Here is a 12,732-nt window from a genome sequence, read left to right on the forward strand (position 1 = left end):
GGCAAGGCGAAGAAAGTGGCCATTACCGCTATCATGCGGCGCATCATCATCCTTGCGAACACTTTGCTTCGCGAGAGGCGAGATTGGCTGCCTGAACGCCCTTGACCAAGACGGATACTCGACCGCCCGTTCCGCAAATGATCGCGTTTCTCGACGATCACCGTGGCGTCTTTGGTGTCGGGCCGATCTGCCGGGTTCTGGGGATCGCACCATCGACGTTCTACAGTTTCAAGGCTGTGGAGCGTGATCCCACCCTGGCATCGGATCGGGCCAGGCAGGACCAGAAGGACATGACTGCCATCAAGCAGATATTCGACGGCAGCAGAGGCCGATATGGCGCGCGTAAGGTTTGGCACCAGTTGCGCCGCGAAGGGTGCGACATCGCCCGTTGCACAGTGGAGCGGCTGATGAAGGTCATGGGGTTGCAAGGCGTTGTGCGCGGCAAGAAGGTCGTCACGACCAACCCCGATGCGGCCCAACCCTGTCCGGACGACAAGGTGAACCGGGTCTTCGTGGCAGACATGCCGAACCAGCTGTGGGTCAGCGATTTCACCTACGTCTCAAGTTGGCAGGGCATGGTTTATGTGGCCTTCGTGATCGACGTCTTCGCCCGCAAGATCGTCGGCTGGCGCGTCTCGACTTCGATGACCACCGGTTTCGTCCTCGACGCTCTGAATCAGGCCATCTGCCAGCGCGCGCCGTCCGAGGCTGACAAGCTGATCCATCACAGCGACCGGGGCAGCCAATATCTCTCGATCCGATATACCGAGCGGCTGGCCGAGGCGGGCATCGACACCTCGGTCGGCAGCGTCGGTGATTCCTATGACAACGCTCTGGCTGAAAGCATCATCGGCCTGTTCAAGACCGAGGTCATCAAGTTCCTCGGCCCTTGGAAATCCGTGGGTCAAGTCGAGTGGGAAACCCTGAAGTGGGTCGACTGGTATAACAAGACGCGCCTGCACAGCGCCATCGGTTACGTCACACCGAACGAAGCAGAGGAGGAATTCTACACAAGCTTGAACGCCGCCGCAAAAGCAGCCTAATCATTGAACCAGAAACTCTCCGGTAAACCCGGGGCGGTTCAGTTTGAGACGACCGGCCAGCGGCGGGTGGCGCTCATCAGGTGGCGGCTTTCAAGCTCACTCGGGCTTCCAGTTTTGCCGCCGTTTCCTTCCGTTCGCTGTAGCGGTCGGTCAGGAAGCCGGAGAGGTCGCGGGTCAGCAGCGTGAACTTCACCAGCTCTTCCATTACGTCAACGATGCGGTCGTAATAGCTCGACGGGCGCATCCGGCCAGCTTCATCGAACTCGTCATAAGCCTTGGCGACCGAGGACTGGTTCGGGACCGTGATCATACGCATCCAGCGGCCGAGGACACGCATCTGGTTCACGGCGTTGAAACTTTGCGAGCCGCCCGACACCTGCATCAGTGCCAGCGTGCGCCCCTGTGTCGGCCGGATCGCCCCCATCGAGAGCGGGATCCAGTCGATCTGGGATTTCATCACGCCGGTCATGGCGCCGTGCCGCTCGGGACTGGTCCAGACCTGGCCCTCGGACCACAGGCACGCCTCGCGCAGTTCCTGCACCTTCGGGTGCGATGCCTCGGCATCGTCGGGAAGCGGCAGGCCGTTGGCATGGAAGACGCGGGTCTCGCAGCCGAAGTGGCGCAGCAGGCGTTCGGCCTCAAGCGTGGCAAAGCGGCTATAGGAGCGTTCCCGCAGCGAGCCATAGAGCAGCAGGATGCGCGGCGGATGGGTTGCGCGCGGAACCGAGGGCAGGTCCGGCTGGTGGACCGCACCGGGCGACAGGTTTGGCAAGTCGGGGATCATGCGCGGGCCTCCTTCAGCATCACATCGTCGGGAAACCAGCGACCGCCAAGCCACAGGGCGACGTTGACCAGCAGGATCAGAACCGGCACCTCGACCAGCGGCCCGATTACGGCCGCGAACGCGACCGGGGAAGCTAGGCCGTAGGCCGCGATGGCGACGGCAATCGCCAGTTCGAAATTGTTGCCGGCGGCGGTAAAGGCGATAGCCGTGGTGCGGGGATAATCACGGGCGATCAGCCGGCCCATGGCGAAGCTGACCAGGAACTGGATGGCGAAATACAGCACCAGCGGAACGGCGATCCGCGCCGCATCCAGCGGCAGGCGCACCACGTCCCCACCCTTGAGGCTGAACATCGCCACGATGGTGAACAACAGGGCTGCCAGGGTGATCGGGCTGATCCTGGGCAGGAAGACCTTCTGATACCAGTCTGCTCCTTTCCGGGCGATCAGGATGCGCCGGGTCATAAAACCCGCGAGAAAGGGCAGGCCGAGATAGATCAGCACGGCCTCGGTCACGGTCCAGAAGCTCACATCGATGACGCTGCCTTCCAGGCCGAAGAGCGGCGGTAGCACGGTCAGGAACAGCCAGGCATAGGTGGAGAAGAACAGGATCTGGAAGATCGAGTTGAAGGCCACCAGCCCGGCGACATACTGGTTGTCGCCCCGCGCCAGCTGGTTCCAGACCAGCACCATGGCGATGCAGCGGGCCAAGCCGATCAGGATCAGTCCGGTCATGTATTCCGGCTGATCGCGCAGGAACATCACGGCCAGGACGAACATCAGGATCGGGCCGATAATCCAGTTCTGGACCAGCGACAGCACCAGGACGCGCTTGTCGGCAAAGACCTGGTGCAGTTCCTCGTAGCGGACCTTGGCGAGCGGCGGATACATCATCAGGATCAGGCCGATGGCGATCGGAATGTTGGTCGATCCGACCGCCATCCCATGCAGGGCATCCGGCAGGCCGGTGAAGATCGTTCCGAGCGCAATGCCCAAGGCCATGGCCGTGAAGATCCAGAGCGTCAGGTATCGGTCGAGAAAGGAAAGCCGGGTGGCCGGGCGGTTGGCGGTCATGGCAATGTCCCTTGATCAGGCGCTGCGGGTGCGGTTGCCTTGGGCATCCACGACCTGTTCGCCGTCTTCCTTGCTAAAGGCGGCTTTCTGCGGCGGAAGCAGATCCAGCACCTGTTCCGAGGGGCGGCAAAGCCGCACCCCTTTCGGGCTGACCACGATGGGTCGGTTGATCAGGATGGGATGCGCCATCATCGCATCGAGCAGCGCCTCATTGGACAGGGACGGATCGCCCAGGCCAAGTTTGGCATAGGGCGTGCCCTTCTCGCGGAGCAGCACTTGCGGCGTGATCCCCATCCGGGTGATCAGGTGCTCCAGCATGGTGCGCGAGGGCGGGCACTTTAGATATTCGATGACATGCGGCTCGATACCGGCGTTGCGGATCATCGCCAGCGTATTGCGCGAGGTGCCACAGTCCGGGTTGTGGTAGATGACGACATCCATCGGTCAGGCGCTTTCGGTCAGACTGGTGTCGCAGGCACAGGACAGCGCCGCAACGGCAGGTGCGCAGATCTCGGGGTGGCCTTGGCAGCAATCCTTCAAGAGAAAGCCGACCAGACCGGCCAAGGCGGAATAGACGGCGCTGTAGATGATGTAGCGCCCCTCGCGCCGGGACTGGATCAATCCGGCATGTTCGAGATGGGTCAGGTGGAACGAGAGCCGCGAGGTGGTCGCGCCGCCGAGAGCTTCCCCGATAGCCCCTGCGGCCATGCCTTCCGGTCCCGCCTGCACCAGCAGCCGCACCACGCGCAGCCGCGTCTCCTGAGACATGGCCGCAAAGGCGGCCAGAGCTTGAGGCTCGTTCATCGAATCAACTCCTCAATGAATGATGAAATATTGAGCCAATTATCAGCTTTGGTCAAGGAGCTTCAGGAGAGTTCGTTGATGCCGCACCGCAGCGAAGGGCAGCTTTGTCCCGCATCACAGACGCCCCATCATCCTGCGGCTTGGGCAGGGGCTTGACTGGCCGCCAGCATGGAGATGTCCGACGGCCTTGCGGCTCATGGGTAGGGCCTGCGAGTCATCCTCGTCGACGTCACCAAGCCCCTTTCGCCTCACCGGAAATCCCGCGTCCTGACCGGGATCGTGTCGAGGTGCAGGTCTCGGATGAACATGTCGCGGGGTTTGGGATGCCGGGCATCCGGGATGGGGCTGGCGTTGTGGAACTCGTCGCCCCGTCCGTGCGGCAGCGGAAAGGCGCCGCGGCTTCCGACGCTGGCGAGGGTGTCCGAGAGATCGGCGAGGCGGTGGATGACAAAATGCACCACCTCGCCCTCGCGCTGGATCATCCCGTGCGCGGCGATCATGCTGGCGGCGAGGATGATGCGGCGGTTGGCTTCGAAGACCTTCGGCCAGACCACGAGGTTGGCGATGCCGGTCTCGTCTTCGAGGGTGATGAACATGGTGCCCTTGGCCGAGCCGGGGCGCTGGCGCACCAGCACCAGCCCCGCGACTTCGGCCCAGCGGCGGTTTGGCAGGGCCATGGCCTCGGCGCAGCCGAGGATGCGGCGCCGCGTCAGATCGCCGCGCAGGAAGGCCACCGGATGCCGGCGCAGGGACAGACCGGTGCGGCTGTAATCCTCGACCACCTCGCGGCCGGCGGTCATCGGGCGCAGCGGGACGGCAGGCTCGTTGCCCTCGAGCGCGGCGAAGAGCGGCAGGTCGGTGTCGGGCAGGCCCTTGATGGCCCAGACGGCCTGGCGCCGCGACAGGCCGAAGGCGTGGAATCCGTCGGCCTCGGCGATGCGGGTCAGGGCAGCCAAGGGCACACGGGCGCGGCGCCAGAGATCCTCGACCGAGGTGAACGGGGCGGCACGGGCGATCTGCGCGGCATGGGCCTCGGCCAGCCCCTTGACCATGCGCAGGCCCAGCCGGACCGCGAAGCGGCTGTCCACGGGCTCGAGCGTGCAGTCCCAATCCGACGCATTGACGCAGACCGGCCGCACCTCGACCCCGTGGTCCTGGGCATCGCGCACGATCTGGGCGGGGGCGTAAAAGCCCATCGGCTGGCTGTTCAGCAGCGCCGCGCAGAAGGCATCGGGGTGCCAGCACTTGAGCCAGGCGGAGGCATAGGCGACCAGCGCAAAGCTGGCCGCGTGGCTTTCGGGAAAGCCGTATGAGCCGAAGCCCTCAAGCTGCCTGAAGGTCCGCTCGGCGAAGTCGCGTGGGTAGCCGCGCGCCTCCATGCCCGCGATCAGCTTGTCGCGGAAGGCGCTGACGCCGCCGGTGAACTTGAACGTCGCCATCGACTTCCTGAGCATGTCGGCCTCGCCCGGGGTAAAGCCCGCGCATTCGATGGCGACGCGCATCGCCTGTTCCTGGAACAGCGGCACGCCCAGCGTCTTGCCCAGCACCCTTTCCAGCTCGGGCTTCGGGTATTCGACCGACTCGAGCCCGGCGCGGCGGCGCAGGTAGGGATGCACCATGTCGCCCTGGATCGGGCCGGGGCGCACGATCGCGACCTGAATGACCAGATCGTAATAGGTGCGGGGCTTGAGGCGCGGGAGCATCGCCATCTGGGCGCGGCTCTCGATCTGGAAGGTGCCGAGCGTGTCGGCCTTGCGGATCATCGCATAGGTGCGCGGATCCTCGGCGGGGATGGTGGCAAGGTCATGCTGCGCGCCCTTGTGCCGTGCCACCAGCGCCAGGCCCTTGGCCATGCAGGTCAGCATGCCGAGGGCCAGGATGTCGACCTTCATGAACTTAAGCGCGTCGATGTCGTCCTTGTCCCATTCGATGATCTGGCGATCCTCCATCGCGGCGGGTTCGATCGGCACCAGATCATCCAGCCGGTCCTGGGTCAGCACGAAGCCGCCGGGATGCTGGGACAGGTGGCGCGGCGCGCCCATCAGCTGCCGGGCGAGATCGACAGTCAGGCGCAGGCGGCGGTCGGCGGGGTTCAGGTTCAGCTCGGCCAGTTGCGCGTCGGTGACGCCCTCGTCGGACCAGGCCCAGATCAGCGACGAGAGCGCCGTGATCAGGTCCTCGGGCAGGCCCATGGCCTTGCCGACATCGCGTAGCGCGCCCTTGGCGCGGTAGCGGATGACGGTGGCGGTCAGCGCGGCACGGTCGCGGCCATAGGTGCGGTAGATCCACTGGATCACCTCCTCGCGGCGCTCGTGTTCGAAATCCACGTCGATGTCGGGCGGCTCACGGCGTTCCTCGCTGACGAAGCGCTCGAACAGCAGGTCGTTGCGGCTGGGGTCGATGGCGGTGATGCCAAGGACATAGCAGACCGCAGAGTTCGCCGCCGATCCGCGCCCCTGGCACAGGATGTTCTGCGACCAGGCGTAACGGACGATGCTGTGCACGGTCAGGAAATAGGGCGCATAGTCCAGCCGGCCGATCAGGGTCAGCTCATGGTTCAGCGCCTGTGTCACCTCGGGCGGGATGCCTTCGGGATAGCGCGCCGCGGCGCCCGCCCAGGTCAGGCGGGCCAGCGTCTCCTGCGCGGTCAGGGCGGGATCCTCGCGTTCCTCGGGGTATTGATAGCGCAGGTCCGCGAGGTCGAAGCGGCAGCGGTCCATGATCTCGATGCTGCGGGCCAGCGCCTCGGGATAGCGGGCGAAGAGGCGCGCCATTTCCTGCGGCGGCTTCAGATAGCGGTCGGCATGACGCTCGCGGCGATGGCCAAGCGCCTCGACGGTGCAATTGTGGCGGATCGCCGTCACCACGTCCTGAAGGATGCGGCGCGAGGGCTCGTGGAAGAGGACGTCATTGGTGACGACGGTCGGCACGCCGGCCCGGGCGGCAAGCGTGGCAAGCTCGTGCAGGCGCAGCTGGTCGTTCGGACGGCGGCGCAGCGTCAGGGCGAGATAGGCGCGGCCGCCGAACAGCTCGCGCAGGCGGCGCAGGCGCAGGGCGCAGGTGTCGTCGGCCCGGTCGGGGATCAGGATGGCGATCAGCCCTTCGGCATGCTCGGCCAGGTCCGACCAGTGCAGATGGCACGCCGCCTTGCCGGCACGCGACTTGCCGAGCGTCAGCAGACGGCAGAGCCGCGACCAGGCCGGCTTGTCGGTCGGATAGACCAGCACCGACATGCCGCAGGTCAGATCCAGACGGCAGCCCGCGACCAGCCGGACGCCGGTGGCCTTGGCCGCCTCCCAGGCGCGCACGAGGCCCGCGACCGAATTGCGGTCCGCCACGCCAAGCGCCTCGATGCCCAGGGCCGCCGCCGTGGCGAAGAGGTGCTCGGCCGAGGAGGCACCCCGCAGGAAGGAGAAGTCCGAGGTGACCTGAAGCTCGGCATATCTCATCCGAAGACCCCGTGCAGGAACCAGCGATGCGAGCCGGTGGCAGCGTCCTCGCCGTCGCCCGCGCGAAAGATCCACAGGCGTTCGCCGGCCTCGTCCTCGACGCGGAAATAGTCGCGCACGGCGATGCGCTCGGCCTCGCGCGTCCACCATTCGCCAAAGATGCGCTCGGGGCCGTCGGCACGGGAAATGCGGCGGCGCACCCCGCGCCAGGCGATCCAGACGGGGGGCTGGTCGGGCAGCAGCGCCATCGCCTCGATGGGATCGGGGCGCGGCAGCAGGCGCGACGGACGCGGCCAGTGGTCGGGCCAGCCCGCGCCGCTGTCCTCGGTCAGCGCGGGGATGCGGCGGGTGGATCGTTCGGGCACGTCGCTTTCGACCGGGGCGATGCGGTAGATGGCGTGGGACCCGACGCGGTTTGCCAGGATGTCGATCAGGCCGGAAAGGTCCGGCGCTTCGGGCGCGAGGGTGCTGATCTGTCGCGCGCCCAGGGGCTCGGTGACGGTCGCGGCCAGGGTCATGATCTCGATCCCGAAGCCGGGGGCGATGCCGGGGATCTTGTCGCACAGAAGCCGGGTCAGACGGGCGGGATCGCGCTGCGGCACGGCCAGGCCCACGCGGAGGGTTTGCAACTCGCGGTCGACGCGGTGGCAGATCAGGTCCAGGCGGCGGGCGCCCATGCCCCGCGCCTCCAGCGCGTCGCAGAGCGCGGCGACCAGCTTGGCGATGTAGCGGGCGATGGTCTCGGGCGCGGCGATGGGCTCGGCAAAGGCGCGGCGGGCCTCGATCAGGCCCTCGGGGCGCAGGGCGTCGATGGGTTCGGGGGCATCGCCGAACATCTGGTCGATGCGGCGGATCAGCTCGGGGCCAAAGCGGCGGGTCAGCGGCGCGCGGGGCTGGGCCATGAGATCGCCGATGCGGCCAAAGCCCATGTCGCGCAGCCCGGCCACGGTGGCCGCGGGCAGGCGCAGCGCCTCGGGTGGCATGTCCGCCAGCGTGCCGTCGAACCGCGCCAAGGCATGCGCGGCGCCCCATGTGTCGGCCACCGCCGCCCGCGCCGTCACCCCCGACAGCGCGAGCCGACCGGTCAGCGCCGCGAGCAGCGCCTCCTCGCCGCCATGCAGATGGGCGGCGCCACTCGCGTCGATGACGATCCCGTCCGGCGGATCGACCGCGACGATGGGCGCGATGCGCTGCAGGATCCAGAACGCCAGCCGCTCGAGGCTCGCCAGATCCGCCGCCACGTCCGCGGGTTCGACCCGCAGGTCGGGCACCAGGGCCTGCGCCTTGCTGACCGGCATGCCCGGTTTGAGGCCCAGGCCCGCCGCCGCGGCATCCACGACCGTGAGCACGCGGCGATTGCCGACGCGCCCCGCGAGGACCAGTGGCCTGTCCGGCGGCCTATCCGAAGGCGTGCCGTCCTGCCGCCGCAGCCGATCCACCGGCCACAGCGGCAGGAAGACCGAGATGACCCGTGCCATCGCATGCCTCCAGTTCCAGATCGAAGGAATCCCCCGCCCGCGCGCGCAAGAGCTCCACCAGCCAGCGCGCCCGACCCACCCCCGGCGCCGGCAGCGGCGAGGAGGGCAGCACCGAGACCCGCCAGCGCGTCATCGCCGCCGTCGGCTGGCCGAAGTCGCTGGCATCAAGCTGCCTGCGCCAGCGGCGCAGGGCGATGCCGGTGGTGCCCGAGGTCTTGGCGGCCAGATGCAGGCGGCGCGAGGCGGTCATCGACAGCCGCGCCACATCCGCCACCACGGCGGCCAGGCTGCCATGGCGCAGCCCTTCCTCCATGCAGGCGAGAACGGCGGTGTCGTCGCCCGCCTCGACATGGATCACGCGGCCGGGCGGCAGGCCTGCCTGTTCCAGCCCCGGGGCGAACAGGTCGGCCTGCGTCACGCACCAGAGCACCTGCCCCGGCAGGCGCGCCGCGATCCCGGCGGCAAAACAGGCCGCCGCGGCGCCATCGACGGCGCCGTTTCCGCCGCCCGCAACTTCGTGCAGACAGCCAAGCGCCAGCCCGCCCCTGGGCAAGCGTCGGTCAAGTTCGGCCAGGCCGAACGGCAGCGCCGCCCGCGGCGGGCCGTGCTCGCCCTCGATCGCTGCGATCCGCTGCCGCAGCGCCACGAGAGCCGGATCGGATCGGGGCGCGGACATGGCAGTGTCGGGCTCCTGTCTGAAGGGGACTCTGGGTTACATGTTCACCATTCGTTCCATAAACCCCGCATGTCAATCCGTCGCATGGCCTTTGTGATCCTTGCCTGGCTGTGCCAGCATGGTGCGAAAATTCCTGTGAAGGAGGCCGCCCCATCTGCAACCTGTATAACCTGACCACGAACCAGCAGGCGATCCGCGACATCACCGGGGCCATGTCCGACAGCCTCGGCAACCTTGAGCCGTCGCTGGATGTCTATCCCGACCGCCTCGCCCCGGTGGTGCGCAATACCGGCAGCGGTCGCGATCTGGCGCGCCTGACCTGGGGGATGCCCACGCCGCCGCAGTTCCTGAAGGCGCCGGATGCGCCGGATACGGGGGTCACGAACATCCGCAACACCGCCAGCCCGCACTGGCGGCGCTGGCTGGGTGTCGATCATCGCTGCGTGGTGCCCGCCACCGCCTTCTCGGAATATGGGGCCAGGCCCGATCCGGTGACAAAGCGCAAGCCGCTGCACTGGTTTGCGCGGGACCGGACGCGGCCGCTGTTCTTCCTTGCCGGGATCTGGACGGATTGGCAGGGCACGCGGGGCTCAACGAGGACGCCCCGGACCGGGGACCACCAGCTCTTCGCCTTTCTGACCTGCGAGCCCAACGCCGTGGTCGGGCGGATCCATCCCAAGGCCATGCCGGTGATCCTGACGCAGGCCTCGGAGATCGAGACGTGGCTGAGCGCGGACTGGCCTGAGGCCCGCCATCTGCAGCGACCGCTCGACGACGATCAGCTGATCGAGCTGGACTGATGCCGCTCGTCACCCCGGACGGGCGCTATATTGTCGTGCGCGGGCGGCTCTGGCGGGCGACGAACCCGAGCCTTCCCGAGCCTGAGCGGCAGCGGCTGACGGAAGCGCTGATGGACGCCCGCCGCGCGGTGAAGGCGGCCCGGGCGGCGGCCGATCCGGATGCCGAGGACAGGGCTCACCACGCCGTCGATGCCGCCAAACAGGCCTTGGGCGAGCGCGGCCCGGTCTGGTGGACAGACGGCGCGCCGGACCTGAACCGCAAGATGGCCAGGAACACAGCCTATGCCGATTGGTTTGCATCCGTCGGCGGGTGACCTTCCATGCCGCCAAGCAGTGCATGACGCATGGATCGTCCTTCGCCGGGCGGGGCCGCCAACAGACCTTGATAACCCATGCGACTGGCAACAATGGGCAGGAGACGGTGGCCATCGTGGCAGGCCGTCAGGGTGGGAGGGCGACGCGAAGCTCCAGGCGATCATTCATGCCGTGCGCGAAGGGGGCATATCTTGCAGGTCGAAGACGCCCACGCTGGTCGAACATAATTCAAGGTCGGAAGGCAAGCTCGGCCCATAGCGGACATTCGCCAGTTAGTTCATCGCCGCGGCGCGGCTTCCCCGAACCGGCCACTGGTGGCGCCATATGGCTCTGTCCGGTAGGACGGGCACCTTAGTACGGACGGTGCAAAATTTTGCTACGCTATGCAGGATTTTCCAGCCTACCCGAATATACTGGACAGTTGTTCCAGCACCGGAAAAGCGTCCTTGCCCAAACTAAGTTCGTACCTGCACGCGCTCACGAATACGGTTATAAATCCTGATCCCCGGTTGATGCTCGAGTTCCACAACAACTGCGAACCGCTGATCGAGAACTTGGTCCACCGCCCAATGGGATAGGCACCGAACGACTAGGTAGTAGACCTCGCCGTAATCCCCCGTGTCGCGCTTGAACGTGATAGAGGCCGTCTGAAGCGTGTTGCTCGCCCGTTCATCCGACCCAGGTTGGAGCTTGCACTTAAACCTCTCTGGCACGGCTGGTGCTGCCCCCTCCAACGACTTGTCCCTATCGCGGAAGTGCTCAAAGAGCTCTGCCTCGTCGATGCCCCGCAGGAGGCGAAAATCCATCTTTGTTCCGAGGTAGTCATTCCGGGTGCGGCGGACGGGCGGATCGTAGGCAAGCGAGACCCGGATTGTACGGTCTCCGCCCGTTCGAAACTCGGGTGGGATAGGCAGGCGATAAACTGCGAATTGATCCATCTCCAAGGCGTCTTCAGCGTAGAGGACAACCCGATGGTCATCCGAATAGGCGGCACGGATAGGATCGACGACCCCGTTACCTCCGATCCTGACGCGTTCAGCAGCTGTCATTGCGCCCAACCGTCGTTCGAACGCATCCGGCGAGCGCGCCGCGCCCACGAGGAGCGCTCGTAAGAGGTTGGCGGACGCATTGGGCATACGGCGTAGTAGACGCGCAGCTTTGTGGATCAACAGCGGCGCGGCGAAGGACGTGCCCCCGGCGGCAGTAAGGTACTGCTCGGTGTAGCGATGATTCAGCGTGATCACCCCCGCTGCGGGCAGATGCGGCGCGCCAGCCAAGCTGATGGAAGGCACGTCAAAGACTGCCGTCCCGCCAAGGTCGACGACGTCGGGCTTCCGCACGCCGCCCGCCCCAGGTCCGACCCGTGTAAAAGGCGAAGGCTCGCCCCACTCCTGCGTAATTGGCCGCACATTTGCGTCGTGCGCATGCCGTGCGTCGAGGCCAGTTCCTCCCGCCACCGCACCGACCGTCATGACGTTCGCCGCGCCTGCGGGCTCGGCCAGCCGATTTTCGGGCTCGAGCAGGTAGGTGGGGTATACGGTCACCAGTTCCTCTGACGTAGCTGACATGAATGGTCTCGGCCGCCCCCGATTGCCAACTGAAACGACGACTAGCACGTCCAGCTCGCGAGCGAGCGCGTCGAGGGTCGCGGCCCAAGGGCCAACCCGACCCTGTGGAAGGTTGGCGTTCGTATCGCCAAGAGACAGTACGAACAACCTACAGCCTGTGTCCGCATGTAGGGTGCGGATTGCCGTATCCATCACACGGGGCACAGTGCGTCGTTCCGGGAACCGGCCATTATCGCCCACGACCTTAGCCACGGCCAGCCGTCCGACCGGTTCCAAGGCACCCGCCGGAATCGCATCACGCAGATCACCGAAGAGCGCCGTTCCTGCGACGGAAGTGCCGTGTCCCCAAACATCGGCATCGTCTACGATGCCCTCGCCGAGGTGACGAGCGACCACAAGCCCGTTCAGTAGGGGATGATCATTCACGCCGCTGTCGAGGACGCCGATGACCGGCGCATCCTCCGTCGGATCGAGTACGGGCGGGACCCCGCCCGCGTCCAAGGCCACCATTGGCTGGGCTGCGAGATCCGGCTCCGGGGGTAGGTCGATGATCGCGATCTCGGGTACGCCGAGTAGGGGCCGGAGCCCACACCCCGTCGCTTCCACGCGCATCACGTGGACCTGTCGCGTATTTGTGCCGCTCCGAGTGCTCGTTTAGGCCACGTGGCGTTCAAAGGCCAAGGGGCTTTTGCCTCCCAATGCTGAGTGCCGACGGCGCGGGTTATAGAAGCCGTTGATGTAT

At 66.5% G+C, this 12,732-nt stretch carries 10 protein-coding genes, 2 pseudogenes and 1 other annotated feature; of the genes and pseudogenes, 4 read left to right on the plus strand and 8 right to left on the minus strand.

Features of this window, described 5'->3' with window-relative positions:
• Both GL284_RS21725 and GL284_RS20565 read left to right on the plus strand, forming a co-directional pair.
• A pseudogene (locus GL284_RS21725) lies at positions 1 to 105 on the plus strand (IS110 family transposase); the annotation flags it as partial.
• Positions 95 to 212: a sequence feature (AL1L pseudoknot), on the plus strand. Its footprint overlaps the pseudogene before it by 11 nt.
• Positions 120 to 1,043 (plus strand): annotated as a pseudogene (locus GL284_RS20565) (IS3 family transposase); the annotation flags it as partial. Its footprint overlaps the feature before it by 93 nt.
• A 76-nt stretch (positions 1,044 to 1,119) precedes the next feature.
• Here the strand turns inward: GL284_RS20565 and arsH are convergent.
• From arsH to GL284_RS20600, 7 genes are all read right to left on the minus strand, one after another.
• On the minus strand, positions 1,120 to 1,827 hold the full coding sequence (arsH, locus tag GL284_RS20570) for an arsenical resistance protein ArsH (RefSeq protein ID WP_120444895.1): 708 nt from the start codon (positions 1,825 to 1,827) through the stop codon (positions 1,120 to 1,122).
• The gene (gene arsB / locus GL284_RS20575) at positions 1,824 to 2,900 is read right to left on the minus strand and encodes an ACR3 family arsenite efflux transporter (RefSeq protein ID WP_120444897.1); all 1,077 of its coding nucleotides are present in this window, start codon (positions 2,898 to 2,900) and stop codon (positions 1,824 to 1,826) included. Before arsB ends, arsH begins: the two co-directional genes overlap by 4 nt.
• A 15-nt stretch (positions 2,901 to 2,915) precedes the next feature.
• On the minus strand, positions 2,916 to 3,341 hold the full coding sequence (arsC, locus tag GL284_RS20580) for an arsenate reductase (glutaredoxin) (RefSeq protein WP_150350673.1): 426 nt from the start codon (positions 3,339 to 3,341) through the stop codon (positions 2,916 to 2,918).
• Between the two features lie 3 nt (positions 3,342 to 3,344).
• Positions 3,345 to 3,704, minus strand: a complete 360-nt coding sequence (locus GL284_RS20585) for an ArsR/SmtB family transcription factor (RefSeq protein ID WP_099650596.1) — start codon at positions 3,702 to 3,704, stop codon at positions 3,345 to 3,347.
• Between the two features lie 248 nt (positions 3,705 to 3,952).
• Positions 3,953 to 7,153: an error-prone DNA polymerase gene (locus tag GL284_RS20590; RefSeq protein WP_155046285.1), complete on the minus strand. Its 3,201-nt coding sequence runs from the start codon at positions 7,151 to 7,153 to the stop codon at positions 3,953 to 3,955.
• Positions 7,150 to 8,631, minus strand: a complete 1,482-nt coding sequence (locus GL284_RS20595) for a Y-family DNA polymerase (protein WP_155046286.1) — start codon at positions 8,629 to 8,631, stop codon at positions 7,150 to 7,152. Before GL284_RS20595 ends, GL284_RS20590 begins: the two co-directional genes overlap by 4 nt.
• On the minus strand, positions 8,552 to 9,307 hold the full coding sequence (locus tag GL284_RS20600; RefSeq protein ID WP_155046287.1) for an ImuA family protein: 756 nt from the start codon (positions 9,305 to 9,307) through the stop codon (positions 8,552 to 8,554). The genes GL284_RS20595 and GL284_RS20600 overlap by 80 nt, the downstream gene beginning before the upstream one ends.
• A 110-nt stretch (positions 9,308 to 9,417) precedes the next feature.
• Here GL284_RS20600 and GL284_RS20605 point away from each other — a divergent pair, with 110 nt between their 5' ends.
• Together GL284_RS20605 and GL284_RS20610 are read left to right on the plus strand one after the other, a co-directional pair.
• On the plus strand, positions 9,418 to 10,107 hold the full coding sequence (locus tag GL284_RS20605) for an SOS response-associated peptidase (RefSeq protein WP_341870524.1): 690 nt from the start codon (positions 9,418 to 9,420) through the stop codon (positions 10,105 to 10,107).
• Positions 10,107 to 10,421: a hypothetical protein gene (locus GL284_RS20610; RefSeq protein WP_155046288.1), complete on the plus strand. Its 315-nt coding sequence runs from the start codon at positions 10,107 to 10,109 to the stop codon at positions 10,419 to 10,421. Before GL284_RS20605 ends, GL284_RS20610 begins: the two co-directional genes overlap by 1 nt.
• 456 nt (positions 10,422 to 10,877) lie before the next feature.
• Here the strand turns inward: GL284_RS20610 and GL284_RS20615 are convergent, their stop codons facing one another.
• Positions 10,878 to 12,602 (minus strand): S8 family peptidase, encoded by a 1,725-nt coding sequence (locus GL284_RS20615; RefSeq protein ID WP_155046289.1) that lies wholly within the window; start codon positions 12,600 to 12,602, stop codon positions 10,878 to 10,880.
• Between the last annotated feature and the right edge of the window lie 130 nt (positions 12,603 to 12,732).

This window comes from Paracoccus shanxieyensis, from assembly GCF_009711265.1.
Classification (GTDB): Bacteria; Pseudomonadota; Alphaproteobacteria; order Rhodobacterales; family Rhodobacteraceae; genus Paracoccus; species Paracoccus shanxieyensis.